The organism is Janthinobacterium leeuwenhoeki, from assembly GCF_051380795.1.
Classification (GTDB): Bacteria; Pseudomonadota; Gammaproteobacteria; order Burkholderiales; family Burkholderiaceae_D; genus Janthinobacterium.
This window is the reverse complement of the sequence record NZ_JBNYXT010000003.1, coordinates 16,004-42,062: the sequence shown is the minus strand read 5'-3', so window position 1 is coordinate 42,062 and position 26,059 is coordinate 16,004. Positions and strand designations below refer to the sequence as shown.

The 26,059-nt window shown below is 63.1% G+C and carries 26 protein-coding genes; 15 read left to right on the top strand and 11 right to left on the bottom strand.

Going from position 1 to position 26,059, the window contains the following annotated elements:
- Positions 1 to 28: 28 nt before the first annotated feature.
- Positions 29 to 946 (bottom strand): SDR family oxidoreductase, encoded by a 918-nt coding sequence (locus tag ACQ4WS_RS03510; RefSeq protein WP_436473715.1) that lies wholly within the window; start codon positions 944 to 946, stop codon positions 29 to 31.
- 12 nt (positions 947 to 958) lie between these two features.
- Between ACQ4WS_RS03510 and ACQ4WS_RS03505 the strand changes: the two genes are divergently transcribed.
- The 5 genes from ACQ4WS_RS03505 (at position 959) to ACQ4WS_RS03485 (ending at position 5,831) form a co-directional block, all read left to right on the top strand.
- Entirely contained in the window at positions 959 to 1,984 is a 1,026-nt protein-coding gene (locus tag ACQ4WS_RS03505; RefSeq protein WP_436473713.1) for a CDP-6-deoxy-delta-3,4-glucoseen reductase, read from the top strand.
- Positions 1,985 to 2,074: 90 nt separating this feature from the next.
- Positions 2,075 to 3,325, top strand: coding sequence for an MFS transporter (locus ACQ4WS_RS03500; RefSeq protein WP_436473711.1), 1,251 nt, complete (start codon positions 2,075 to 2,077; stop codon positions 3,323 to 3,325).
- Between the two features lie 38 nt (positions 3,326 to 3,363).
- Entirely contained in the window at positions 3,364 to 4,029 is a 666-nt protein-coding gene (locus ACQ4WS_RS03495; RefSeq protein WP_436473709.1) for a DUF1345 domain-containing protein, read from the top strand.
- A 196-nt stretch (positions 4,030 to 4,225) separates the two neighbouring features.
- The gene (locus ACQ4WS_RS03490) at positions 4,226 to 4,603 is read left to right on the top strand and encodes an HPF/RaiA family ribosome-associated protein (RefSeq protein WP_131688400.1); all 378 of its coding nucleotides are present in this window, start codon (positions 4,226 to 4,228) and stop codon (positions 4,601 to 4,603) included.
- 262 nt (positions 4,604 to 4,865) lie between these two features.
- Entirely contained in the window at positions 4,866 to 5,831 is a 966-nt protein-coding gene (locus ACQ4WS_RS03485; RefSeq protein WP_436473707.1) for a GGDEF domain-containing protein, read from the top strand.
- Positions 5,832 to 5,861: 30 nt separating this feature from the next.
- Here ACQ4WS_RS03485 and ACQ4WS_RS03480 read toward each other — a convergent pair whose 3' ends face one another.
- On the bottom strand, positions 5,862 to 6,470 hold the full coding sequence (locus ACQ4WS_RS03480) for a DUF5610 domain-containing protein (RefSeq protein ID WP_436473705.1): 609 nt from the start codon (positions 6,468 to 6,470) through the stop codon (positions 5,862 to 5,864).
- 146 nt (positions 6,471 to 6,616) lie between these two features.
- Between ACQ4WS_RS03480 and sbcB the strand changes: the two genes are divergently transcribed.
- On the top strand, positions 6,617 to 8,065 hold the full coding sequence (gene sbcB, locus ACQ4WS_RS03475; RefSeq protein WP_436473703.1) for an exodeoxyribonuclease I: 1,449 nt from the start codon (positions 6,617 to 6,619) through the stop codon (positions 8,063 to 8,065).
- A 52-nt stretch (positions 8,066 to 8,117) separates the two neighbouring features.
- On the opposite strand, the gene pyrF is transcribed toward sbcB, so the two are convergent.
- Complete coding sequence (gene pyrF, locus ACQ4WS_RS03470; protein ID WP_436473701.1) at positions 8,118 to 8,942, bottom strand: orotidine-5'-phosphate decarboxylase; 825 nt, start codon at positions 8,940 to 8,942, stop codon at positions 8,118 to 8,120.
- A gap of 167 nt (positions 8,943 to 9,109) precedes the next feature.
- On the opposite strand from pyrF, the gene ACQ4WS_RS03465 reads away from it, so the two are divergent.
- The 5 genes from ACQ4WS_RS03465 (at position 9,110) to ACQ4WS_RS03445 (ending at position 12,839) form a co-directional block, all read left to right on the top strand.
- Positions 9,110 to 9,724, top strand: a complete 615-nt coding sequence (locus tag ACQ4WS_RS03465) for a LemA family protein (RefSeq protein WP_436473699.1) — start codon at positions 9,110 to 9,112, stop codon at positions 9,722 to 9,724.
- A 1-nt stretch (position 9,725) separates the two neighbouring features.
- Complete coding sequence (locus ACQ4WS_RS03460; protein ID WP_436473697.1) at positions 9,726 to 10,559, top strand: TPM domain-containing protein; 834 nt, start codon at positions 9,726 to 9,728, stop codon at positions 10,557 to 10,559.
- Positions 10,559 to 11,080 (top strand): TPM domain-containing protein, encoded by a 522-nt coding sequence (locus ACQ4WS_RS03455; RefSeq protein WP_436473695.1) that lies wholly within the window; start codon positions 10,559 to 10,561, stop codon positions 11,078 to 11,080. The genes ACQ4WS_RS03460 and ACQ4WS_RS03455 overlap by 1 nt, the downstream gene beginning before the upstream one ends.
- A 23-nt stretch (positions 11,081 to 11,103) precedes the next feature.
- Positions 11,104 to 11,868, top strand: a complete 765-nt coding sequence (locus ACQ4WS_RS03450; protein WP_099379484.1) for an SDR family NAD(P)-dependent oxidoreductase — start codon at positions 11,104 to 11,106, stop codon at positions 11,866 to 11,868.
- 545 nt (positions 11,869 to 12,413) lie between these two features.
- Positions 12,414 to 12,839, top strand: a complete 426-nt coding sequence (locus ACQ4WS_RS03445; RefSeq protein ID WP_436473692.1) for a VanZ family protein — start codon at positions 12,414 to 12,416, stop codon at positions 12,837 to 12,839.
- A gap of 18 nt (positions 12,840 to 12,857) precedes the next feature.
- On the opposite strand, the gene ACQ4WS_RS03440 is transcribed toward ACQ4WS_RS03445, so the two are convergent.
- A complete protein-coding gene (locus ACQ4WS_RS03440) occupies positions 12,858 to 13,145 on the bottom strand; it encodes a hypothetical protein (protein WP_436473690.1) in 288 nt (95 codons plus the stop codon).
- A 179-nt stretch (positions 13,146 to 13,324) separates the two neighbouring features.
- Complete coding sequence (locus tag ACQ4WS_RS03435) at positions 13,325 to 14,452, bottom strand: M24 family metallopeptidase (protein ID WP_436473688.1); 1,128 nt, start codon at positions 14,450 to 14,452, stop codon at positions 13,325 to 13,327.
- Positions 14,453 to 15,030: 578 nt separating this feature from the next.
- Here ACQ4WS_RS03435 and ACQ4WS_RS03430 point away from each other — a divergent pair.
- Complete coding sequence (locus ACQ4WS_RS03430; protein ID WP_436473686.1) at positions 15,031 to 16,029, top strand: LLM class flavin-dependent oxidoreductase; 999 nt, start codon at positions 15,031 to 15,033, stop codon at positions 16,027 to 16,029.
- Between the two features lie 172 nt (positions 16,030 to 16,201).
- The gene (locus ACQ4WS_RS03425) at positions 16,202 to 17,425 is read left to right on the top strand and encodes an MFS transporter (protein ID WP_436473685.1); all 1,224 of its coding nucleotides are present in this window, start codon (positions 16,202 to 16,204) and stop codon (positions 17,423 to 17,425) included.
- A 43-nt stretch (positions 17,426 to 17,468) separates the two neighbouring features.
- Here ACQ4WS_RS03425 and ACQ4WS_RS03420 read toward each other — a convergent pair whose 3' ends face one another.
- The 6 genes from ACQ4WS_RS03420 to ACQ4WS_RS03395 form a co-directional block, all read right to left on the bottom strand.
- Entirely contained in the window at positions 17,469 to 19,079 is a 1,611-nt protein-coding gene (locus ACQ4WS_RS03420; RefSeq protein WP_436473683.1) for a M28 family peptidase, read from the bottom strand.
- A gap of 137 nt (positions 19,080 to 19,216) precedes the next feature.
- Positions 19,217 to 20,053: an HDOD domain-containing protein gene (locus ACQ4WS_RS03415; RefSeq protein WP_099379493.1), complete on the bottom strand. Its 837-nt coding sequence runs from the start codon at positions 20,051 to 20,053 to the stop codon at positions 19,217 to 19,219.
- Positions 20,054 to 20,174: 121 nt separating this feature from the next.
- Positions 20,175 to 21,260, bottom strand: a complete 1,086-nt coding sequence (locus ACQ4WS_RS03410) for a BMP family ABC transporter substrate-binding protein (protein WP_436473680.1) — start codon at positions 21,258 to 21,260, stop codon at positions 20,175 to 20,177.
- A 21-nt stretch (positions 21,261 to 21,281) separates the two neighbouring features.
- Positions 21,282 to 22,211 carry an ABC transporter permease gene (locus ACQ4WS_RS03405; protein ID WP_436473678.1) on the bottom strand — a complete coding sequence of 310 codons (930 nt, stop codon included), beginning with the start codon at positions 22,209 to 22,211 and terminating at the stop codon, positions 21,282 to 21,284.
- Positions 22,204 to 23,280, bottom strand: coding sequence for an ABC transporter permease (locus ACQ4WS_RS03400; protein WP_436473676.1), 1,077 nt, complete (start codon positions 23,278 to 23,280; stop codon positions 22,204 to 22,206). The genes ACQ4WS_RS03405 and ACQ4WS_RS03400 overlap by 8 nt, the downstream gene beginning before the upstream one ends.
- Positions 23,273 to 24,787 (bottom strand): ABC transporter ATP-binding protein, encoded by a 1,515-nt coding sequence (locus tag ACQ4WS_RS03395; RefSeq protein ID WP_436473674.1) that lies wholly within the window; start codon positions 24,785 to 24,787, stop codon positions 23,273 to 23,275. The genes ACQ4WS_RS03400 and ACQ4WS_RS03395 overlap by 8 nt, the downstream gene beginning before the upstream one ends.
- A gap of 43 nt (positions 24,788 to 24,830) precedes the next feature.
- Here ACQ4WS_RS03395 and ACQ4WS_RS03390 point away from each other — a divergent pair, with 43 nt between their 5' ends.
- Both ACQ4WS_RS03390 and ACQ4WS_RS03385 read left to right on the top strand, forming a co-directional pair.
- On the top strand, positions 24,831 to 25,004 hold the full coding sequence (locus ACQ4WS_RS03390; protein WP_436473672.1) for a hypothetical protein: 174 nt from the start codon (positions 24,831 to 24,833) through the stop codon (positions 25,002 to 25,004).
- Positions 25,005 to 25,225: 221 nt separating this feature from the next.
- Positions 25,226 to 26,038 (top strand): outer envelope protein, encoded by an 813-nt coding sequence (locus ACQ4WS_RS03385; RefSeq protein WP_436474091.1) that lies wholly within the window; start codon positions 25,226 to 25,228, stop codon positions 26,036 to 26,038.
- The last annotated feature ends 21 nt before the right edge of the window (positions 26,039 to 26,059 follow it).

The window sequence follows — 26,059 nt, the reverse complement described above, 5'->3', positions numbered from 1 at the left end:
CAGGAAAGTGCGCAGATAACCGGCCATTTTACCCGATGCCGGCGCCGTCGGCAGACAGCGACTGCAAGGCATCGGCCACGCGCGCGTAGCGCAGGCGCACGCCCAGCTCGCGCTTGAGGCGCACATTGTGCAGGCGGCGCGATTCGGACATGAACGACAGCAGCATCGGCGTGACCACTTGCTGCAGCTCGGCACGGGGCAGGCGCGGCGGGCGCGGCAAGCCGAACGTGTCGGCCACGGCATCGAAATACTCGGCCATTTTGAGTTCACTGTCATCGCTGGCGTGATACACGCGTCCCGGCTTGCCCCGCCACAAGGCCCGTTCGATGATGCGCGCCAGATCATCGGCATGGATATGGTTGGTGTAGACATCGTCGCTTGCCGCCAGGGCTGGCGTGCCCTCGCGCAAGCGTTTCAACGGCAGGCGGTCGTGCGCATAAATGCCGGGCACGCGCAGGATGGCCACGCTGGCGCCACGGCGCGCGCCCCAGCCACGCAAGACCTGTTCGGCATCCACGCGCCGCTTCGCGCGCGCATTCGCTGGCGCCGTCGGCCGCGTTTCATCGACCCAGACGCCGGCGCAATCGCCATACACGCCGCTGGTACTCACATACACCATGCGTGCATGCTCGGGTAAAATGGCGGCCAGATTGCGCGTACGCTGATCCTGCAAACCCGACGACCGGGGCGGCGCCAGGTGCACGATCATGGTCGCCAGTCCCGCCAGCCGTTGCAGGCTGGCGCGGTCGTCGAGGTTGGCTACGATGGGCACGGCGCCAGCCGCCCGCAGCTGCGCGCAGCGCGCTGGCTGGCTGGTGACGGCAAAGACGCGAAAACGCGCGCGCAGCAGGGGCAGCAGCCGCATGCCGACGTCGCCGCAGCCCAGGATCAGCAGGCGCGGCAAGCCTGACGGCTTGCGCAAAGAGTGCATTAACATATTTTTCATCTCAAGGATTGTATGACTTTTCAAATTACTGTTCAGCCCAGCGGCCACCAATTCAGCTGCGAAGCGGACGAAACCGTCCTGTCGGCGGCGATACGCGCCGGCGTCGGCCTGCCGTATAGCTGCAAGAGCGGCGCCTGCAGTTCCTGCAAGGGCAAAATCGTGTCCGGCAGCGTACAGCATAAGCCATACCAGGCCCGCTCCCTGACGGAAGATGAAGCGGCGGCCGGCTACTCGCTGCTGTGCTGCGCCGTGCCCCAGGGCGACCTGGTGGTGCAGGCGCGCGAAGTGGCGGGCAGCAGCGATTACCCGATCAAGAAAATGCCGTCGCGCGTGACCAGCATCGAAAAAGTCGCCCCCGACGTCGTCGTGCTGACCCTGCAGTTGCCAGCCAGCGAGCGCCTCAACTACCGCGCCGGACAGTATATCGAAATCATGCTGCGCGACAACAAGCGCCGCAGCTACAGCATGGCCAGCGCGCCCGCCGATGGCGGCCCCGTGAGCCTGCACATCCGCCATATGCCGGGCGGCCTGTTCACCGACCAGGTCTTTGGCAGCATGAAAGAGCGCGACATCCTGCGCTTCGAAGGCCCGATGGGCACTTTCTTCCTGCGCGAAGATTCCGACAAGCCCGTCGTGCTGCTGGCCTCGGGCACGGGCTTTGCCCCACTCAAAGCCATCGTCGAGCACATGATCAACGAGCAATCCCCACGCCCGATCACCCTGTACTGGGGCGCGCGCCGTCCGCACGACCTGTACATGGATGCGCTGTGCCGCCAGTGGGTCGCCGACTTGCCGCAGTTCACCTATGTGCCCGTCGTCTCGGACGCCCTGCCGGAAGACGCGTGGGAAGGCCGCACGGGCTTCGTGCACCAGGCCGTCATCGCCGACTTGCCGGATATGTCCGCGTATCAGGTGTATGCCTGCGGCGCGCCCATCGTCGTCGAGTCGGCCAACCGCGATTTCGTGCAACTGTGCCAATTGCCGGCCGACGAATTCTACGCCGACGCCTTCACCACGGAAGCCGACCTGGCCAAGTAAGCATCACCTTCCAGACAGCGGGGTGCGGCTGGCGCGGCACCCGCCGCCGCCAGTCTGCCTCCTGCCACCGCGCTGTTCCCTGGAAATTTCATGTCTCTCGCCATCCTGCGTCACCGCAACTTCGCCTGTTACCTGTCCGCCCGCGTGCTGGGCACGGTGGCCGTGCAGATGCAAAGCGTGGCCATCGGCTGGCAGGTGTACCAGATCACGGGCAGCCTGTTCGACCTGGGCTTGATCGGCCTGGCGCAATTCGCGCCCTTCCTGGTATTGATTTTGCCCGCAGGCCACGTCGCCGACCGCTACAACCGCCGCAACATCATCGCCTGGTGCCTGGCGGCGCAACTGGCGTGCGCGCTGGCCCTGCTGGCGTTTACGTTAAGCAATATTTCCATGGTCTGGCCCGTGTTTGCCGTGCTGGTGCTGTTCGGCAGCGCGCGCGCCTTCATGATGCCGGCCACGCAAGCCGTGCTGGTGAACATGGTGCCCACGCAACACTTCAGCCGCGCCGTCGCGCTCAGCTCGTCGAGCTCGCACGTGGCCATCATCCTCGGGCCCACCCTGGGCGGTTTGCTGTATTACTTCGGCCCCAAGGTGGTGTATTTGATCTCGTCCGCGCTGCTGGTCGCATCCGTCCTGCTGATGCGCGCTACCACGCCCGCGCCGCAAGTGGTGAAACGCGAACCCGTCAGCTGGCATACCCTGCTCGAAGGCTTGCGCTTCGTCAGGTCGAAACCCATCGTGCTGGGCGCCATTTCGCTCGACCTGTTTGCCGTGCTGTTCGGCGGCGCCACGGCCCTGTTGCCGGCGCTTGCGCATGACGTGCTGCATATCGGCCCCAGCGGCCTGGGCTTGCTGCGCACAGCGCCCGGCGCCGGCGCCGCCCTGTGCTCGATCGCGCTGGCCATCTTTCCCATCACGCGCCGCGTGGGCGCCTGGATGTTCGGCGGCGTGGCCGTCTTCGGCCTGGGCACGCTGGTGCTGGGCAGCACCAGCTATTTCCCGCTGGCGCTGGCGGCGCTGTTCCTGATGGGCGCCGGCGACATGGTCAGCGTCTACATCCGCCACCTGCTGGTGCAGTTCGAGACGCCAGACGATATCCGTGGCCGGGTCAGCGCCGTGAATGCCGTCTTCATCGGCGCCTCGAACGAGCTGGGCGAATTCGAATCGGGCTTGACGGCCGGCTGGTTCGGCCTGGTGCGCGCCGTGCTCTTCGGCGGCGCCGCCACCCTGGCCGTGACGGGCATCTGGGCCGTACTGTTCCCCGTGCTGTCGCGCATGGACCGCTTCCCCCACCACGAGAAGGAAGCGGCCGCCAGGACGGCCACCGCCGCAAACACATAAGGTCTAAGATGCGCTATCGCCACTGACGAACCCGCACCATGAAAATCACGCTCGCGTTCCACAGCTTCATCCGCAGCCGCCCCCACCTGAGCATGGCCACGGCCATCGGCGTGGCGGCCGGCCTGCTGCTGCCCGCATCCTGGCAACAGATGACGCGTTTGCTGACGGCGTGGAACGTGGCCGTCTGGTTCTACCTGGCGACGATGGCCTGGATGATGATGCGCGCCAACCACCACAAGGTGAAGGCGATGGCGGCGCGCCAGGATGAGCGGGCCACCACGGTGTTGTCGGCCCTGTCCATCGCATCCGTGATGAGCCTGGTGGCCATCGTCTCGCAGCTATCCTCGATGAAAGACCTGGCGCCGGACGAGCGCGCGCTGCACTACGGCTTGACGATCCTGACCCTGGTCGGCTCCTGGTTCCTCGTCGGCACCCTGTTCTGCTTCCACTATGCCCACCTGTACTACCAGGCCGACCCCACACTACGCCCCCTGAAGTTTCCCGACGACGAACAAAACCCCGATTACTGGGATTTTCTGTATTTCGCCTTCACCATCGCCGTGGCCGTGCAAACGTCGGACGTCTGCGTGCAGACGCGCATGATGCGGCAGATTGTGCTGGGACAATCCGTGCTGAGCTTTTTCTTCAACCTGGTCGTGCTGGGGCTGTCGATCAATATTGCCGCCGGCCTCATTAATGGGTAAGCAACTGGGAAAAAGAATTCTGTAGGGAAACTTGACCTAACTGAAGGGTTAAGCTCATCTTAATCGTGCGCACCCTCTTGAAATACTGGAAAGAGGAGTAAGATAAGTTCCATGCACAGAGGTCCTGTGCATGAGGCAGCAACCAGGCCGCAGCACGCCTGAGATGGGTTTTTTTTGAATTGACAGGAGTAAGCATATGCAAATCAATATTCATACCGACAGCACCATCGCCAACACCGCTGGACTGAACGAACATGTGCAATCCGTACTTGAAAGCGCACTCAACCGCTTCCGCGACAACCTGACCCGCATCGAAGTTCACATCAGCGATACGAATGGCCCCAAAGGCGGCGCCGACGATATCCGCTGCGTCATGGAAGCACGCGTTGCTGGCTATCAGCCGATTGCCGTGACCGAACAGAACGCCACCGTGCATCAAGCCGTTGCCGGCGCCACGGACAAACTGAAACGCGCCATCGATAGCGCCCTGGGCCGCCTGCAAGACAGCAAGCGCCATGCCACCGGCAAAAATGCCGTGATCGATACGGCCGAAGCGGAAGAAACCGCCGAGTAATTCCCCAACCCGCAGGATTTCCAGAGACTGAGGCAGCCGTTCAAGGCTGCCTTTGCACATCTGCCCCACCTTTCGCTTGCAGCAACATCCATGGCACAAAAGCAAGCATTCCAGATTATTAACGCGACAATGAAATAATTGTCGTATTTCTCACAGTAAGTGACATCAGGCAAGCCTTTGCCGTTACAGCCAAGGCCGCTTTACGCTATCATGAAGCTACCGGCCCCCTGCTCGCGCGCGCCGGATTTTTGAAAGTGTGATTGTGGAACAGATCGGCAACTTCGGCGCTTCAGGCTGCAACATCGGCGATTTACAGTTATTTCGCGATGGAGCGGACAGCAACACGGCAGCCATGCTGGCGCCCTGCCCCGTCATGCGCCTCGAAGCGGGCGAAGCCATTGCCGACACACATGGCGCCAGTCTGTACATCGTCTTGCGCGGTTCGCTGGCCGTGGCCGCCGACATCCACACGGGCATGGATGACGGCACCGTCAGCAAGGTCTTGCCCGGCGAAAGCGTGGGCGAACAATCGGTGCTCGATGAAGCGAGCAACCTGGCCGCCATTTCCGCCCTGGAAGAAACCGACTTGCTGGTAATCGACGCGGCCATCGTCTGGGAATTGATCGAGCAATCGAACGGCCTGGCGCGCAACCTGCTGCGCCTGCTGTCCTTCCGCATCCGCGCCGCGAATGCCCTGCTGCGCCGCCGCCAGAAGCTGGGCGAATTCTACCGCCAGCTGTCGATGGTCGACAGCCTGACGGGCTTGTACAACCGCGCCTGGCTGACCGACTTGCTGCCAAACATGATCGTCACGGCCCACGCCAGCGCATCGCCCCTGTCGCTGGTGATGATCGACCTCGACCATTTCAAGCGTTTCAACGACACGCACGGCCACCAGGCGGGCGACCAGGCATTGCGCATCGCCGCGCAAGTGCTGGGCGCAGCCCTGCGACCCACGGATTTTGCCGTGCGCTATGGTGGCGAGGAAATGATGGTGATCTTGCCCGATACCAACGAACACGTGGCCCTGCGGGTGGCCGAGCGCCTGTGCGAACGCATGCAGCACGCCGTCATCTTCGCCGACATGCGCAGCGCGCTGCCGCACATCACGGGTTCCTTCGGCGTGGCCAGTCTGGCGGCGGAACAGGACGACGAAGCGTTGATCGCGGCGGCGGACGCGGCTCTCTACCGCGCCAAAGCATCGGGCCGCAACCGCGTAAGCACCTGATATTCTCAGGCGCTTCCGGCGTAATATTGTTCAGGCAGCCTTGCTGTCGGCCGGCTTGGCCGCGTCATCCTTCTTGCTGCTGTGCGCGGCGATGAAATCCGCGTAGCCCTTCTGCACCAGCGCATACGTCTTGTCGATATTGCCGGCTATATCGCCTTGCAACACTTTCAAGCCGCCCAGAATATCGCGCGCTTCCTTGAAGCCTTTTTCCATGCCGCCGCTGATGGTGTCCATGAACTTGCTCAGGGCCGTATCGTCGTCCATGCCGGGATTCTGTTTCTTGTAGGCATCAAAAAATCCCGTCGACAGCGATACAATGCGGCTCGCCGTCGCTTCGGCGCTGTTATCCTGCGAAGCCTCGTTCTGGATCGCGTCCTCGCCGTACTGGCCCTTCAGCGCTTCATTGATGTTGGTGATGGCCGTCTTGTACAGCAGCGCCAGCGGCTCGTTCTCGGAACCGATCGACACGTTCAGCGAGGCCTGCATGATGGACGCGTTCAATTGCAGCTTGCTGCGGTCACTCACGCTCATTTCAGTCTTGACGCCGTGCTGGACTTTATCGTCCTTGCCGGCAACGCCCGTACTGACGGAAGTCACGGAAGGGGTGGAATTGCCGCTTGCGGCGATGGGAATTGACACGATAGACCTCCTTGAACGGGCAATATATGCCACCATGCGGGAAACGCGATGATGACCATGCTCTCATGTAGTATCGGCAGGTTTTCAGAAAACTGTAGCAGCGACTCCTTGAGCGGCCCAGATAACCAATTAAGCAACGACCATCAATGACTACCCAGACTTTCCTTTGGCACGACTACGAAACCTTTGGCGCCCAGCCGCGCCGCGACCGCCCGGCCCAGTTCGCCGCCATCCGCACGGATGCGGACCTCAACGAGATCGGCGAACCGATCATGCTGTATTGCCAGCCTGCCAATGATTTCCTGCCCGACCCGCAATCGTGCCTGATCACGGGCATCACGCCGCAGCAATGTCTGCAGCTGGGCGTGCCCGAGCACCAGTTCGCCGCCACCATCGAAGCGGCCTTTTCGGAACCGGGCACCATCGGCGTGGGCTATAACACTATCCGTTTCGACGATGAAGTCACGCGTTTCCTGTTCTGGCGCAACCTGATCGACCCGTATGCGCGCGAATGGAAAAACCATTGCGGCCGCTGGGACATCCTCGACGTGGTGCGCATGACGCACGCGCTGCGCCCGGAAGGCATCGAATGGCCGAAGCGTGACGATGGCCAGACCAGTTTTAAGCTGGAACACTTGAGCAAGGCCAATGGCCTGGTCCACGAAGCGGCGCATGATGCGCTGTCCGACGTGCGCGCCACCATCGCCCTGGCCCGCCTGATCAAGCAGAAACAGCCGAAACTGTTCGAATTTTGCCTGGCCCTGCACAAGAAGGACAAGGTCGCCAGCGAAATGGGCATGCACCTGGCCGCCGGCGAGCGCCAGCCCTTCCTGCACGTGTCGGGCATGTTCCCCGCCGAGCGGGGCTGCCTGGGCGTCGTCTGGCCGCTGGCCACACATCCGAGCAACAAAAATGAAATCCTCGTCTGGGATTGCGCCTACGACCCGCGCGAACTGTTCGCGCTGGATGCCGACACCATCCGCACGCGATTGTTTACGCGCAAGGACGCCATGCCGGAAGGCATGACGCGCCTGCCCGTGAAAAGCGTGCACCTGAACAAGTCGCCCATGCTGGTCGGCAATTTAAAGACCTTGTCGCCGGCCATGGCCGCGCAATGGGGCATCGATCTGGACGCGGCGAAGGTCAACGCGCAGCTGGCCGCCACGGCGCCAAACATGGATGCGACCTGGGCCGAAGTGTTCCAGCGCCCGGGCGCGCATGCGGCGCTGGACGTGGATGAAGATTTGTACAATGGTTTCGTCAGCAACGACGACCGCCGCCTGCTCGAATCGCTGCGCCGCGACACGCCGGCCAAGCTGGCCACGGCCCGCCCCTCGTTTGCCGACGAGCGCCTGCAGGAATTGCTGTTCCGCTACCGCGCCCGCAATTTCCCGCACACTCTGAGCGAAGCGGAAAGCCTGCGCTGGGAACAGCACCGCGCCGCCCGATTGTTCGACGGCGACGGCGGGGCCCGCACCATCGAGATGCTGTTTACGGAAATCGACGTGCTGTCGGAGTCGGTGGATGAGCGGGGCGAGGAAATTCTGGGAGAGTTGTACGACTATGCGGAAATCGTCGCGCCACAGAGGGATTAAAACCCGGGGTCAGACCCTGCGGGTCTGACCCCAGCTTTAGGGTGTGGGTTTTTTAAACCGAACGATGCGCATTGATCGCATCGCGCGTTTCAATGGCCACGCGGCGCGCCGCGTCGGCCCAGTCTTCGCCCGCCTGCGGCGTGGCGTAGATGATGGCGCGCGAAGAGCTGATCATCATACCCATGCCATTCGCCGTCTGGCCCGCGCCGACGGTAGCGGCGATGTCGCCGCCCTGGGCGCCGATGCCGGGCACCAGCAGCGGCATGTCGCCGACGATGGCGCGCACTTGCGCCAGTTCTTCAGGGAAGGTGGCGCCGACGACGAGCGCGCACTGGCCATTCTTGTTCCATTTCTCGGCCACCAGGCGCGCCACGCGCTGGTACAGGGGCACGCCGTCCGTGTCGAGGAATTGCAGGTCCGAGCCGCCCGGGTTCGAGGTGCGGCACAGGATGATCACGCCGCGGTCTTGCCACGCCAGGTAAGGGTCGAGCGAGTCCTCGCCCATGTAGGGGTTCACGGTGACGGCGTCGGCGCCATAGCGCTCGAACGCTTCGCGCGCGTATTGCGTGGCCGTGGCGCCGATGTCACCGCGTTTCGCGTCGAGGATCAGCGGGATATGCGGGTAGTTCTCGCGCACGTAGCGGCAGATGTCTTCCAGCTGTTTTTCCGCGCCCAGCGCGCCGAAATACGCGATCTGCGGCTTGAAGGCGCAGGCCAGATCGGCCGTGGCGTCGATGATGCGCGTGCAAAAGGTGGTGATTCCATCGGGCAGATCGCGCAGTTCGGCCGGCAGTTTCGCCAGGTCGGGGTCGAGGCCCACGCACAGCAGGGAATTATTGGCCGTCCATGCGGCGGATAATTTATTGATGAAATTCACGGCACACCTTCTCTATATTCAGTTGCAAACCCCGTATTGTAACGCGGCGCAGGCTTGCCACGGCGTCTCAAGGCAGTCGGGAGCGGCGGCCAGCGCTTATTAAACCGACATTGCACGCCGTTTCAGGTATATTTGCCTCACCTCCCCCATTACGCACGGAACCCATCATGCAAATCACCAATCAATTCACCAAATGGCTGCGCCTGGCGCTGAGCGTCACCGTCCTGGCCGGCGTCCTGACGGGCTGCGGCTACAACGACTTCCAGAGCAAGGATGAAGCCACCAAGGCAGCCTGGGGCGAAGTGGTCAACCAGTACCAGCGCCGCGCCGACCTGATCCCCAACCTGGTCAACACCGTCAAGGGCTATGCCACACACGAGCGCGAAACGCTGGAAGCGGTGACCAAGGCGCGCGCCGCCGCCACCAGTTTCCAGATCACGCCCGAAGTGCTGAATGACCCGGCCGCGTTTGAGAAATTCCAGCAAGTGCAGGGCCAGCTGTCGTCGGCCCTGTCGCGCCTGATGGTGGTGTCCGAGAAGTATCCTGACTTGAAGGCCGACACCAGCTTCCGCGACTTGCAGTCGCAGCTGGAAGGCACGGAAAACCGCATCACCGTGGCGCGCCAGCGTTACATTACCGCCGTGCAAGATTACAACGTGCACGCGCGCAGCTTCCCGAACAACCTGACGGCCATGGTTTTCGGCTACAAGGTCAAGCCATCGTTCACGGTGGAAAATGAAAAAGCCATCTCGACTGCACCGGCCGTCAACTTTGGCAAATAAGATGAAAGCCTGGTCTTCTCTGGCGGCGCTGGCGACGGCGCTGCTGTTATGGACGATGCCGCCGGCAAGCGCACAGGGCTTGCCGCCCGTGCCGCCGCTGGCGGCGCGCGTGACGGACAACGCCGGCATGCTCGACGCCAAGCAGAAAGCGGCGCTGGAAGGCGTGCTGGCCGATTACGAAGCCAAGACGGGCAGCCAGATCGCCGTGCTGCTGGTCAAGAGCACGGAACCGGAAGCCATCGAGCAATACAGCATCCGCGTGACGGATGCCTGGAAGCTGGGCCGCAAGGGCGTCGATGACGGCGTGCTGCTGATGGTGGCAAAAGACAACCCGTCGTCGCTGCGCCGCCTGCGCATCGAAGCGGGCCGTGGCGTGCAGGGCGTGCTGACGGATGCGCAATCGAAACGCATCCTGCAAGACGTGATCGCGCCGCATTTCAAGCAAAACGACTATTACGGCGGCCTGGTGGCCGGCGTGGGATCGATTGCCACCCTGCTGAACCAGGAGCAATTCCCCGCCCCGGCCCAACAACAAGCGCCGGCCACGGTGGAAGCGGGCGGCATGACCTTTTGGCTGCCGCTGCTGTTCTTCGGCTTTCTCGTCGTGCTGACCCTGTTCCGCTCGCGCGGCGGGCCTACCCGCTTGCAGCGCGGCAGCAACTGGTCCAGCGGCGCCACCGGCGTCGTGCTGGGCAGCATTTTGAGCCAGGCGCTGAACAACCGCGGTGGCGGCGGCTTCGGCGGCGGTGGTGGTTTTGGCGGTGGCGGTGGCGGCGGTGGTTTCGGTGGCGGCGGCGGCGGTTTTGACGGCGGCGGCGCCTCGGGAGATTGGTAATGACGAAACGACTGACATTCGGACAACGCTGCGGACGCGCCTTGAAGCATTTGCGTGGCACGCCGGCGACGGCACGCCAGGCGTTTCCTGAACGCACCCTGAAAGCCATCGAAACGGCCATCGCCGACGGTGAAGCGATGCACCAGGCGGAAGTGCGCCTGATCGTCGAAGCGGCCCTGGCGCCGGGCATGGCTTACCAGGGCGTGAGCAACCGCGAGCGGGCGCGCGAACTGTTCGCCCAGTATGGCGTGTGGGATACGGAAGACAACGTTGGCGTGCTGATCTATATCAACCTGGCCGAGCACCAGGTCGATATCGTGGCCGACCGCAACGTAGGCCGGTGCGTCACGCCGGAACAATGGCAAGGCGTGTGCCGCACCATGACCCAAGGGTTCAAGGACGGCAATTACCACGACAGCACCCTCGATGCCTTGCAGCAGTTGAACACCTTGTTGCAAAGCCACTTCCCTGCCGATGGCACGCGCGGCAACCAGTTGCCGAACGAACCCATCCTCCTCTGATTCCTGCCCGCTTAGGCGATTACATGAAACTAATCAATAAAACCGCCATCGTCACGGGCGCCACGCAAGGCATCGGCCTGGCTTGCGCCACCCGCCTGATCGCCGAAGGGGCGCAAGTGATGCTGGTTGACATCAAGGAAGAAGGCGCGCAGGCGGCCGCCGCCCTCGGCCCGCAGGCGCGTTTCTTTTGCGCCGACGTCAGCCAGAAGGCGGACGTCGATGCCATGCTGAAGGAAACCCTGGCGCAGTTCGGCCACATCGATATTCTCGTCAACAATGCGGGCGTCACGCACGCGGCCGATTTCCTCGACGTCTGCGAAGACGATTTCGACCGGGTCATGCGCATCAACCTGAAATCGATGTTCCTGTGCGGCCAGGCCGTGGCGCGCGAAATGGTCAAGCGCAACAGCGGCTGCATCATCAATATGTCCAGCGTGAATGCGGAACTGGCGATCCCGAACCAGGTGCCGTATGTGGTGTCGAAGGGCGCCATCAACCAGCTGACCAAGGTCATGGCCCTGAACCTGGCACCGCACGGCGTGCGCGTGAACGGCATCGGACCGGGCACCATCCTGACGGAACTGGCCAAGCAGGCGGTGCTGTCGAGCCCGGAAGCGCGCCACACGATCCTGTCGCGCACGCCGTTGGGCCGCTGTGGCGAGCCGGAAGAAGTGGCCGGCATCGCCGCCTTCCTGGCCAGCGACGACGCCACCTACATGACGGGCCAGACCATCTATGTCGATGGCGGGCGCATGGCGCTCAACTACACGGTGGCCGTGAAGGAGTGAGAGCAGACAAGGCAGTTATATCAAAAAAGAATAATGCATATCTAAAAAGATCATTAGACACATATCGTGCAACGCAGCATAATGCACCTGTCTCCACTATTCTCCTCCAAGAAAATAGTTTTAAGCCCGCTTTCACCAGCGGGCTTTTTTTTCGCTGTCACTCCTGAAACATGGCCATTCTGGCCATATCCCATAATCTTCCCGGTCATTGCGCCTGCCGCAAAAAAATGTTGCGGCGTGTCATCAGCCCGTCATCTTCGCCCTTTATACTTGCTTCATCTGCTGTACAGGCAACCGATATGCCTGACTACAGACAGGTGTGCCGCGATGGCACACCACTCCCCTTTCATGACCGTGGCGGGCGCCGGCAAGGCGCGCGACATGATAAGTACCGAGCAACTCTCAACTCTTGACCCACTCATTTGGGTTTTTGGCCCGCCTCCCCGCGGGCCTTTTTTTGCCTGCACGACTAGCTCTTGCGCAAAAACACGGCGGCCCGCCAGGCGCATGATATTGTGACTGCCTTTCCACCGTCCTGACGCATCATGCCTGCACCCTTGCTCGAACTCTGTTTTGCCGACCGCCACGCACGCCTGCGCTACCGCACGGCCCTGGTGTTGTACTCGCTGGTGATTTTGATCGGCGACATCCCCGGCATACGCGCTGACGTGGGCCAATATGCGTCGGGCGGCGTGCTGCATTCCTTCGGCTATGGCGTGCTGGCCCTGATCCTGTTCAGCGGCACGCGCGGCGGCATGGCGCGCCGCGCGCTGCTGTCGGTACTGATGGTGGCGGCCATGGGCGCGCTGGATGAATTCATCCAGAGTTTCCTGCCGTACCGCCGTGGCGCCGTCAGCGACTGGGTGGTCGATATCACGGCCGCCGCCGCGGTCTGCCTGCCGCTGTATTTCCTCTGGCCGAAAATGGTCGCCGCCGCCCTTGGCAAGGACGCGCCGCTGCCCGAAGCCTGACCGGGGGTAGCCCGCCCGTCAGGCGCGATCGGCTACGTTATCCTGCAATGCCAGCCGCAACTGTCCCTGGCCGCACGCGCTGGGCTTGCCCAGACGCCGCATCAGGGCGCGCGTTTCGCGCCGGCTGCCTGCCCCCATGGCGCGTGCCGCGTCGCGCTGCATGTCGAGCAACTGTTCCGAGCGCGCCAGCCGCACCAGGCCATGCACGGCCTGGGCCAGGACATGGCGCGCACGGGCATCGTGCGCAGTGCCGACTATGGCCAGCACCAACTCATCGATCAGTTTTGCGGTAGGGCCAGATGACATTTTTTCTCCCGATTCAATATTGAGGAAACGTGCGTGCGCACGACCTAGTGGTTACCAACATCGTTTATACCAAGCACAGCAATGAGACGCTTGATCTGGCTCAATCGACAATGACGGGTGCCGAACATCCCTACAAAGCCGCAGGCGGTACGGCGGCTCGCGCTCGCAGACGGCTAGGCTCAATCCAGCGCCAGGGTCAACGGCCGAGTGCGCCCCTGCACCACGGCCGAGGGCCAGGCCGGGTCGTGCGTCAGGTTGTGCAATTGGCTGCCGTCGAGCAAGAACGTGTCTTCCACCGTGCTGCCAGGCAGGCTGGGGTGGAAGGCCAGCGCCATGCCCCGCTTGAGGATGATTTCCGTGTGCGCGCCGGCCGCTACTTCAGGCGCCAGGTAGCCATGGATGCCGCCCTGGCGGCTGGTGCGCACCGTGTCGGGCTGGCCTGCATACGCGTAAGCACTGTCGAGCGCGTGATACACCATGCTCAGCGCATTGCCCGTTTCGCAAGCGTCGAGCGCCACCGCTTCCAGCGCCAGCATGGCCGCATCGGCATCATCCATGACTACCGCCGCGCCGTCGGCGCGATGCTGCGCCGGGCTGAAGCGCCGTTGACGGCTGAGACTGGCGCACAGGCCAAAACGCCGCGCGCACAAGGCCAGCACGGCTTGCTTGCCCAGCACCACCTGCGCCAGCGGCGCGCGCCGATAACGGTGTTGGCGGTCCTCGCCGCTGACCAGCACATGCACGGCTTGCAAGCCCCGCAGCCACAGCTCGCGCACGCAGGCGGCAGCCAGTTCCAGCTCGCTCCAGTCGGGACGGGCCTGACGCAGCGCATCCGCGGCCGCGCCGGCTGCCAACTGCCCCACCTGCCGGTAACGCTGCTGCTCCGATTCCAGCAGCACCAGCCGCTCTTCGCGCAGGGCCACGGGCAGGCTGCGTTCGTGCAATCCTGGCCGGTCTGACAGGACAGGCGCGCCGCCGGCCACATGCTGCACGAAATGCTCGCGCAACTCAGATAACTGCGGCTGCATCCAGGGCGATACTTGCCACGTCCATGGTCCGCGCACTTCTTCCTCGCGCATGCGCATGGCTTCGGCTTCGTCCGTCAGGATGTAGGCGGCGTTGCGCGTCACCAGCACTTCCGCGCAGCCGCACTCGGCCGTATGGCAATGGCTGTTCGACGCGCCCGCCGTGGCCCACGCAAACCAGTCCACGCCGCGCAAGCGCAGGGCACCGGCACGCTGATCTTCCAGCCAGCCCCGCATCTGCGCCAGCTTGTGCGCCACTTCCAGTTCCAGCGGCCAGTTCATGACCGCCCCTCGTGCGAGATCCGACGCGACACTACTCCGCCTGCATTGCCTGGCGCCTGCCGGGCGTCCTGTTGTTCATGCATAGCTGCTCCCTTCCTACATGGAAACGTAAGACCAGCACACGCATAAAAAGTTCGGCGCCCGGACTGATTCAGGCTTGCAGTCTATGACTTCCTTCTGTTTTTGCAAGCGGCTATTTCGCCAGCTCGATCAGCAAGGCCGTGTACATCGGCAGGGTCAGCCGCAGCTGCTTTTTCAAAATGAATCATGTTCGGAATACCCCGCGTCGTGCTGGCAGACGGACAATCGCGGCAGGCGAGCTGGCCGAAGCGCTTGCTCAGCGGCACCTGTGGCAGCTGTTTCTCCCGGCTGGCTTTCATCGCGTACAGGGTCTGGCATCGCCCACACCGATTTCGCATCGATACGAGTTTTTTACCGATCAGTACGCAAATTCCCGATTCGCATTATCATGTGCACAGCCTGTCTTCCCCGCCACGCTGTCATACGTGACCCTGCCAGCGGCAGGGGATAGACAAATCGTCCATTGTGATTTTCCACCACGTCCCGATATCGCTACCATGATTCCATTTTCCATACTCGACCTGGCCCCCATCGCCGAAGGCAGCGACGCCAGCCAGTCGTTCAAGAACACGCTCGACCTGGCGCAGCACGGCGAAAGCTGGGGCTACCACCGCTACTGGCTGGCCGAACACCACGGCATGCCCGGCATCGCCAGCGCCGCCACGGCCGTCGTCATCGCCCATGTGGCGGCCGGCACGAAAACCATCCGCGTGGGTGCGGGCGGCGTGATGCTGCCGAACCACTCTCCGCTGGTCATCGCGGAACAGTTCGGCACCCTGGAAGCGCTGCACCCGGGCCGCATCGACCTGGGCCTGGGCCGCGCGCCCGGCTCCGACCAGACGACGGCGCGCGCCCTGCGCCGCGACCTGCAGTCCGACGCGGAGCAGTTTCCGCAAGACGTGCTGGAATTGATCGACTATATGTCCGACGAGCCCCGCCAGCGCGTGCTGGCCGTGCCCGGCAAAGGCGCGAAAGTGCCCGTGTGGATACTGGGGTCCAGCCTGTTCGGCGCCCAGCTGGCCGCCCACCTGGGCTTGCCATATGCGTTCGCGTCACACTTCGCGCCGCAAATGATGCTGCAAGCCGTGGCCTACTACCGCGAACATTTCAAGCCGTCAAAACAATTGGCAAAGCCCTACGTGATGCTGGGCTTCAATGTGTTTGCCGCCGACACGGATGCCGAGGCGCACCTACGCGCCACGTCGATGCAACAGGCTTTCGTCAACCTGCGCACGGGTCGCCCGTCGCGCCTGCAGCCGCCCGTACCCGGCTACCTGGAGCAATTGGGCCCGCAGGAACGCGCCATGCTCGACTCCGTCCTGTCCTGCACAGCCATCGGCGCGCCGGACACCGTCAAGGCGAAGATGGCCGCCTTCATCGCCGAAACGGGTGCCGACGAGCTGATGATCACCTCGCAAATCTTCGAGCACCAGCACCGGCTGCGCTCGTATGAAATCACGGCGCAAGTGCATGCCGAGCTGGCAAGCGCTGGTTAAGTTTTAACTCTCCCCCGGTATATCCCCGTATACCCTTTTCCCGGCCGTCAGCATGATCGCCGGGATTTTTTTTGTTCACACTCCAGCCGAAAAACCGGCCCTGTCCGGCAAGAAGTGCGCAGCCCCGCTATCATGCTGATCCAAAAGCATCATTCCAAGAAAGTCGTATCGCATGAAATCTGCACCATCCACCGTCGATGCCAGCGCCCTGCTGACGTCGACCCGCATCCTGCTGTTTGCCCTGTCCGCCGGCGTGCTCGTCGCCAGCCTCTACTATGTGCAGCCGCTCACTTCCATGCTGGCGGCCTCGTTTGGCGTCAGCGTGCCGCAAGCGGGTTACCTGGTCACGGCCACGCAGATCGGCTATGTGCTGGGCATCGTGTTTCTGGTGCCCCTCAGCGACGTGCTGAACCGCCGCCAGTTGCTGACGTGGATGCTGATCGCCAAGATCGGCGCCCTGCTGCTGGCTGCCAGCAGTCAGAATATTATTGTCTTCGCCATCGCCAGCGTCTTGATGGGGATCACGTCCAGCGCCTTGATGGTGGTCACGGCCATGGTGGCTTCGTACGCGCCCGACCACAGCCGGGGCCGCATGGTGGGCACCGTCATGACGGGCTTATTGCTGGGAATCTTGCTGGCGCGTACCGTGTCCGGTACGGTGTCGCAGATCAGCGGCGGCTGGCGCACCGTCTACGTGCTGGCCGCCATCGTCGTCGCAGCCCTGCTCGTTATGCTGCGCCGCATCCTGCCAAACGAGGCGCCGCGTGGCAAGCTGCAATACGGCAAACTGATGGCGTCCTTGGCCGACATCATCCGCCAGGAACCCTTGCTGCGCCAGCGCGCCCTGTTCTCGGGCCTGGGCCTGGGCACCTTCAGCGTGTTCTGGACGGGCCTGACCTTCTTGCTCAGCGGCGCTCCCTACCACTATTCGGAAATGCAGATCGGCCTGTTCGGCCTGGCGGGCGCCACGGGCGCCTTTGCCGCCAACACGGCGGGACGCATGGCTGACCGCGGCTACGCGCGCCAGGCCACGTGGCTGCTGGCCGTCGCCTCCATCGCGGGCTGGGCCTTGATCGGCTTTGGCGCCCATTCGCTGCTGCTGTTATTGATCGGCATCGTCCTGCTGGACATGGGCGTGATGGGCTTGCAAGTGACGCACCAATCCATCATTTATAAACTGGCGCCGCATGCCCGCGCGCGCGTGACCACCGTCTTCATCGCAGGCGGCTTCATCGGCGCGTCGGCAGGCTCGGCCTTGGCCAGCGCCAGCTTTGCCGCCGGCGGCTGGCCCGCCCTGTGCATGGTGGGCGGCGCCATGCCGCTATTGCTGCTGCTGGTGTGGAGCAAGTATCGATTCGAGCAGCGAAAGCTGGGGTCAGACCCCCGGGTGAGTTAGCGCTAATTTTAATGTTGGCGGTGTTGAGGGTCTGACCCCGGGTTTATTTTGTTTGTTCGCGCGCCTTGCCAAACGCATCGCCCGCCTTCCAGGCCGGCATCTTCGCTGCGTTCGCCACGGCTTGCCCCAGGTTCAAGGTGAACTGCGCCTGCTGCGTCATGCCCGACAAATCCCAGCTGGCGTCGTACTCATCGGTGACTTGATGGTAGCGGGGGCCGTAGGCGGCCGCCTTGGCTTTCGATGCTGCCACGTCCTTGATGTACTCGCGTCCGCCATTGATGGAAAACGCGGGCACGCCCGCCTTGGCAAAGCTGAAATGGTCGCTGCGGAAATAACCGCCAGCCAGGTCGGGACGCGCTTGCGCGATATGCATGCCCATGGCGTTGGCCACCGTGGCCGCCATGGCCCCCAGCTCCGTGCGCTCGCTACCCTGCGCGCCGATGTCGTGCGTGGCGCCGACAAAGTTCAGGCTGTCCAGGTTCAGCGCGGCGGCCGTCTTGTTCAAAGGCCACAGCGGGTCAGCCGCGTAGGCAGCGCTGCCCAGCAAGCCTTGTTCCTCGGCCGCTACCCACAGGAAAATCTGCGTGCGCTTCGCCGGCTTTTTCACGGCTGCCTGCGCCATGGCCAGCAAGCCGGCCGTACCGGAAGCATTGTCGACGGCGCCGTTGTAAATCGTGTCGCCCTTGTCACCCTGCTTGCCCAGGTGGTCCCAGTGGCCGCTGTAAATGACAGCTTCATCCTTCAATGTCGGGTCGGTGCCCGGCACCATGCCGGCGATATTGAATTGCTCTACCTTGCGCACGGCGGACTTCATCTCGCCCGACAGCTTGGCATGCAAGGCGACGGCCTTGAAATCCTTGCTTTCCGCTTGCGCGCGCAAGGCGTCCAGGTCCTGGCCACCGGCCGTAAACAAGCGGCGCGCCGCGTCTTCCGCAATCCAGCCCTGCAGCGGCGTGCCGGCAGTGCGGTCGGCCAGCTGGAAGCGTTCGCTGCCGCTCCAGCTGTTTTGCACCACGCTCCAGTCGTATGAGGCGGACGGTTTCGTGTGGATCAGCAACACGCCAGCTGCGCCCTGGCGTTTGGCTTCCTCGAATTTGTAGGTCCAGCGGCCGTAATAGGTCAGCGCCTTGCCGGCGAAGCGGTTCGGCTCGGCACTGGTCGGTTGCGGGTCGTTGACCATCATGACGACGATCTTGTTTTTGACATCGGCGCCCTTGAAATCGTTCCAGCCCTCTTCCGGCGCCGTGATGCCGTAGCCGACGAACACGAGCGGCGCGTCCAAGGTGTGGGCGGCAACGGAGTCGCCCGTGGCCCAGACCCAGTCCGGGCCGAACGCCAGCGGCACGGCCTTGCCGCCCGCCACGGCTTGCAGGCTGCTCTCGGCAGGCAGCGACTTCACGCCGGCGATTTGCACGCTCTGGCGGTAGCTGTTGCCGCGCACGGGGCGCAAACCGGCCATCTGCGCCTGGGTTTCCAGGTAAGCCACCGTCAGGTCGGCGCCACGCTGGCCCGTACCCCGGCCTTCCAGCAAATCGTTGGACAGGAAGGCCAGGTGGGCGCGCAGCGGCGCTTCCTGCACCATGGGCAAACCGGTCGCGGCGTGGGCGGAAAACGCCAGCGCAGTCAAGGCGAGGGAAGAAAACAGCTTCTGCATAAGATCCTTTGGGTAAGAGGAGACATTCAGTCCGGCGGATGGCCGGGCCGGCGATTGTATGCCATGGGGAAAGATGCATCAAAATGCGGACGAAAAAAATCCCCGCGGCAAGGGCGGGGATTTCATGGCCGAGTAACTTATACCAGCAAGGCCGCCGCCAGCGATTCGATCTCTTCGGCCGATTCCTCGAGGATGGTGTGCAAGGTGCTGCCGCCGATGCCGAAGTCGATCTTCGCCGCCGCCTGGCGCCGCGCGGCGCTTTCCGGCGGGTGCAGGGGCGAGCCGACGGGCGACAGATCGTTGGCCAGCACCAAGGTCGCGCCCAGGGTGCGGGGCGGGAACGGGCTGCCGCCATGCCACATGCCTTCCACGGCTTGCAAGACCATGTCCGGCACTTGCAGCTGGCGCAGCACGCCGCGGCCGATCAGTTTTTCGCCGTATTCGATCCAGTCTTCGGTATTGTCATCGAGCAAGCCCGGATACTCCTCGGCGCGCGACAGCAGATAAAAGCCGCCCACTTCGTGCACGATGGCGGCGAACATGGCCGTTTCCACGTCCACATGCGTGACTTTCCGGGCGATCACCTGGCTCAGCGCGGCTACATGCGCCGTGTGTTCCCACAGCTTGGCCGCCTTGGCGCGCAATTGCGGGTCGGTAATCTGGCTGCCCAGCTGGCGCACGATGACAGACGCCACCATCGACTTTAATGTGGCAAAGCCCAGGCGCGAGACGGCCGCGCGCACATTCGCGATTTCATTGCCGGAACGGTTGTAGGCGGCCGAGTTGGCCAATGCCACGACCCTGGCCGACAGCAGCGGCTCGGCCATGACCATGCGGGCGGCCGCTTCGATATGGCAATCAGGGTCGTCCAGCGCTTCCTGCAGCTTCAAGGTAGCCTTGACGTTGGCGGGGAACGTCAGCTCGCCCTTGCTCGCTTGCAGCGCGATAATCTTGAATACTTCCAGTCTGTCCATGGGTCAATCTCCGGTACGGGCCTGTTCAGGCTCTGCTGTGTGGATGGGCCGGAAAGGCGCACTGCGTCCCGGCCCTGCTCCCGTTTCCGGCAATATTACAGCAAGTTCAAACTCAAACCTATTACTTTCCGGAAACTTTCCCTGCCACGCCTTCGACAAAATAATCCATCTTCGTCAGCGCCGCATCGTCCAGCACGCCTTTCTCCAGGCGCACCTTGCCGTCGTTATCCTTGATCGGCGCGCTGAAAGGATTGAGCTTGCCAGCGACCAAGTCTTTCTCACGCGCCAATACAAACTGTTTCACATCGGCCGGCACGGCAGCGTTGATGCCTTCCAGCTTGACCATGCCATCCTTGATGCCGCCCCAGGTGCTGCCGGACTTCCACGTACCGTCCAGCACCGCTTGCGCCTGCTTCGTGTAGTACTCGCCCCAATGGTGGGTGACGGCGGCCAGCTGCGCCTTCGGCCCGTACTTTTTCATGTCCGAGTGGTAGGCGATCGCATACTTGCCCTTCTCTTCCGCCGCCTGCACCACGGCGGTCGAGTCCGTGTGGTGGGTGACCACGTCGGCGCCCTGGCCGATCAGGGTGATGGCCGCGTCGCGTTCCTTGCCCGGGTCGAACCAGCTATTCACCCACACCACTTTCACTTCCGCCTTGGGGTCGACGCTGCGCATGCCGCGCGTGAAGGCGTTAACACCCTGCAACACTTCCGGGATGGGGAATGCCGCCACATAACCGGCCACGTGGCTCTTGCTCATCTTGCCGGCCAACACGCCAGCCAGGTAGCGGCCCTCGTAGAAACGGGCATTCGTGTTGGCCACGTTGACGGCCGTCTTGTAGCCCGTCAAATGAATGAACTTCACATTAGGAAATTGCTTCGCCACTTTCAAGGTGGGATTCATGTAGCCGAACGAAGTCGTGATGACCAACTTGCTGCCCGTTTGCGCCAGGTCGCGGATCACCCGTTCCGCATCGGCGCTTTCCGGCACGTTTTCCACAAACCTGGTGCTGATCTTGTTGCCCAGCGCCTTTTCCATTTCCTTGCGCGCCAGATCATGCTGGGTGGTCCAACCCGCGTCACCGATGGGGCTGATGTAAACAAAACCGACATTCAGCGGTGCAGTGGCGGGCGCGGCGGCCATGGCGGGCATGACGGATATCAGCGCAGCACTGCAAACGGCGGCGCACAGTAATTTCTTCGACATGGTTTTCCTTGTGGTGAGTGATTAATTTCCGGGATTGAAATTTTTCCCCAGCGAAGCGGGCATGTTCAGCTTGATGTAATTGGCATTGCTGGAGATCAGCACCAGCACGACGATGGCCGCCAGATACGGCAGCATCGACAGCAGTTGCGAGGCAATCGGCACGCCCAGCGCCTGCGCGTGGAACGTCAGAATCGTGATGCCGCCGAACAGGTAGGCGCCGCCCACCACGCGCGCCGGGCGCCAGGTGGCAAAGGTGGTCAGTGCCAGCGCGATCCAGCCCCGTCCCGCCACCATGCCCTCGACCCACAGCGGCGTGTACACCAGCGATAGAAACGCGCCAGCCAGGCCGCAGCAGGCGCCGCCGAACAGCACGGCCGCCAGGCGGATGCGGCGCACGGGGTAGCCGAGCGCATGCGCGGATGCTGGCGACTCGCCCACGGCGCGCAGCACGAGGCCTGCCCGCGTGCGGTACAAAAACCAGGCGATAACCAGGCACAGCAGCAAGGACAAATACACCATAGCATGCTGGCGGAACAGGGCCGGTCCCAGCACGGGAATGTCTTCCAGGAAAGGGATGCCGAAGCGGCCGTTCTGCAAGCTGTTGCCCACATACTTCAAGCCTATATACGTGGATGCGCCCGCGCCGAACAGCGACAAGGCCAGGCCCGTCGCGTACTGGTTCGTGCCCAGCCAGACGGTCAGCCAGGCAAAGAAACCGGACAGCAGCATACTGGCGCCCGCCCCCGCCAGAAAACCCAGGGTGGGGCTGCCCGTGTTGACGGCCACGGCAAAGCCCGTGATGGCCGAGACCAGCATCATGCCTTCCGCGCCCAGGTTGACCACGCCCGCCTTTTCATTGACGAGCAGTCCCAGCGCGGCGAGCATCAGCGGCGTGCCCGCGTTGATGCTGGCGGCGATCAATGGCGCTATCGTCAGGGCCAGGTTATCCATGTTTCCTCCAGCGCAGTTTGTATTGGATCAGCACATCGCAAGCGAGCAAGGCGAACAGCAAGATGCCCTGGAACACGCCCGTGATCGCGCTGGGCAGACCCAGGCGCGATTGCGCCAGTTCGCCGCCGATATAAAACAGGGCCATGACGAAGCTGGAAAAAATCACGCCCACGGGATGCAAGCGCCCCACGAAAGCGACGATGATGGCGGCAAAGCCGTAGCCGGGCGAGACCGTGGGCGTCAACTGCCCCATCGGCCCCAGCACTTCGCAAGCGCCAGCCAGGCCGGACAGGGCGCCGCAGATCAGCAACGATGACCACAAGGTCTTGCGCGAAGAAAAGCCCGCATAACGGGCGGCGGCCGGCGCCATACCGCCCACGCGCAGGCGAAAACCCGAAATGCTGCGCGACAAATACAACCAGCCGCCCAGGGAAGCCAGCAAGGCAAACACGATGCCAACGTGCAAGCGCGTGTCGCTGAGCAGCATCGGTAACAGCAAACCGTCGGAGAGCAGTTTCGACTGCGGAAAATTGAATCCTTCCGGGTCGCGCAGCACGCCGTAGACGAGATAGCTGAGCAGCAATTGGGCGATGTAGACCAGCATCAGCGAGACGAGGATTTCGCTGGCGTTGTAGCGGTCGCGCAGCCAGGCCACCAAGCCTGCCCACACCATGCCGCCCGCCATGCCGGCCAGCAAGGAAACGCCGATGACGGTCGTGCCTCCCACGCCATCGTCCAGGTACAGGGCTGCCGCGCCGCCGCAGATGGCGCCCAGGGTCAGCTGCCCTTCCGCGCCGATGTTATAGATGTTGGCGCGAAAGCAGATGGCCAGGCCAACGGCGATCAGCAGCAAGGGCGCGACTTTAATGCCCAGCTCGGACCAGCCATGCGCATCGCGCAAGGGCTCCACAAAGAAGACGGCCAGGCCCGCCAGCGGATCGTGTCCCAGCGCAATAAACAACAGCGCGCCGCACAGCACGGTCAGCAGCACGGCCAGCACGGGCGATAGCCACGACATCAAGCGCGAAGGTGCAGGACGGGCTTCCAGGCGCAAGGCAAACTTAGCCATGGGCAGCCTCCTGCGGCCACAGCCCGCTCATCCATTGCCCCACGAGGGTCACGCTGGCCTCGCCCACGTCCAGCGACGGCGAAATCTTTCCTTTCGCCATTACCAGCAAGCGGTCGCTGATGTCGAACAATTCATCGAGTTCTTCCGACACGACCAGCAGCGCGCAACCAGCGTCGCGCAGCGCCAGCAATTCGGCGCGGATTTGTGCGGCCGCGCCCACGTCCACGCCCCAGGTCGGCTGCGCCACCACCAGCACGGTGGGTTCGCGCATGACTTCGCGTCCGACTATGTATTTCTGCAAGTTGCCACCCGACAGGCTGCGCGCCAGCGCCTGCGGCCCGCCCGCCTTCACCTGGAAACGGGCGATGATGGCGGCCGCCCGCTGCGCGATGACCTTGTGGCGCACGAAGCCATGGCGGATGGTGGCGGGGGTCTGCAAGCTGAGCAGCACGTTATCGGCCAGCCCCATGTCGGGCACGGCACCCCGCCCCAGCCTTTCCTCCGGCACGAAGCCGAAGCCCAGGGCGCGGCGGCGGCCCGGCGGCAAGCGTCCCGCTGGCGTGCCGTTCAGGACGATGCTGGCAGGGGCTGCGCGCATGTCCTCGCCCGACAGGGCAGCGAGCAATTCCTGCTGGCCATTACCGGACACGCCCGCGATGCCGACGATCTCTCCCGCGCGCACGTCGAAATTGATATCCGTCAATTGCGTGGCGAACGGATGGCTCTTCGGCAGCTGCAAATTCCTGACGCTCAGCATGGCAGCACCGGGCGTGCGCGCCACGCGCGTGACGGCGGGCGGCTCGGCGCCGATCATCATGCGCGACAGGCTGGCCGCCGATTCTTGCGAGGGGTCGCACACGCCCGCGTTCTTGCCGGCGCGCACCACCGTGCATGTGTGGCACAGGGCGCGGATCTCGTCGAGTTTGTGGCTGATGTACAGGATGCTGCAGCCTTCGGCCGCCAGCTGGCGCAAGGTGCCAAACAGTTTTTCCACGGCGCCCGGCGTCAGCACCGAGGTCGGCTCATCGAGGATCAGCAGTTGCGGCTTGGCCAACAGGGCGCGCACGATTTCCACGCGCTGGCATTCGCCCACGGACAGCGTGTGCACGTGGCGCTGCGGTTCCAGGTCCAGACCATACTGGCGCGCTGTGTCTTCGATGCGCTGCGCCAGCGCCGCCATGTTGGTGCCCGTAGGCAAACCGAGGGCGATGTTTTCCGTCACGGTCAAGGTGTCGAACAGGGAAAAATGCTGGAACACCATGGCGATGCCCAGCGCCCGCGCGGCCGACGGGTTGGCGATTTCCACTTCGCGGCCATTCCACAGGATGCGGCCGCCATCGGGCTGCACGGCGCCGTAGATGATTTTCATCAAGGTCGATTTGCCGGCCCCATTTTCTCCGAGCACGGCGTGGATCTGCCCGGGCGCGACGGTGAGACAGATGCCGTCATTGGCCACCACGGCCGGATAGCGCTTGCTGATATCGAGTAATTCCAGGCGTGCCGTCATTGTTCTTTCGTGCCTCGCTGCGTGGTATGCGGGATGTCGATCAGTGGAAAAAATCAACACTCTCTCTCTATCGTATCGGCATCCGCAGCGCTTGGGGGCGGGCGTGGCGGCGCGTATTTCTATTTCCGCAAAAAAACAACACCTGTATACAATTTTGAAAAAAATTATCAGCTTTACAGCAACCGCCTTGCCCCGCAAGGGCGAGAAGGTGCGATGATTATATGCAGGAATTGATAGTAATTATGCGCACAAGACATATCGCCCGGCGCGGCGATGCTCGCATCATGGATTGAACGGCGCGCGTTATCCCATTGCAGCGCTACGTGCAGGCTACGCGTCCAGCCATCCCCAGTTCCCGTTTTACAACACCGCCATCAGGAGCCGAAAGTGCCAAAAACCATACCGTGTCTGTTGCTCTGCCTTACTACCACCCTCGGCGTGGGCGCGACCGCCCAGGCTGCCGAATGGAGCGATACCGCACTGAGCTGGCGCGCCGGCAATGATTACCGCGAACCGTTCAATCCGGACGACATCAAGAAAAATATTTTTGCCATCACGCACGCCAGCGGCTACAAATACGGCAGCAACTTCGTCAACCTCGATTTCCTGCTGTCCGATAGCAAAGACCCTGGCGCGCTGGGCAAGACTTCCGGTGCACAGGAGGCGTATCTGGTCTACCGCAACACCATCGACATCGGCAAGGTGCGCGGCAGCGACATCAAGTTCGGCCCCGTGCGCGGCGTCGGCGTCACCCTGGGCTTCGACGTCAACACGAAAAATGACGTCGGCTACAACTCGCGCAAGCGCATGCTGGTGGCCGGCACCACCCTGATGTGGGACGTGCCCGGCTTCTTCAACACCAGCCTGCTGTTGCTGCGCGAAAGCAACGCCCCCAGCGGCGCCTTCCCACCCATCTCGCAAGTGACGGGCCGCTACACGTATAAAACGCACGCCATGCTGGCGGGCGCCTGGGCTATTCCCCTGTCGCCGCTGTTCTCGTTCGAAGGTTTCTTTAACCTCATCGATTCCAAAGGCAAGGATGAAGTGGGACGCGACACGGCGGTGGAAACGAATATCGACATGCAAGTGATGTACGACGTGGGCGCGGCCCTGGGCAGCGCCAAGAACACCTTCCGCGTAGGCCTGGAATACCAGTACTGGAAGAACAAGTTCGGCAACTCGGCCGCCACCACGGGCAATGTGGGCCAGACGGCGAAGACGCCGATGATACGCGCGGAGTATCATTTCTAAAAATCATTGTTTCGCATCAAT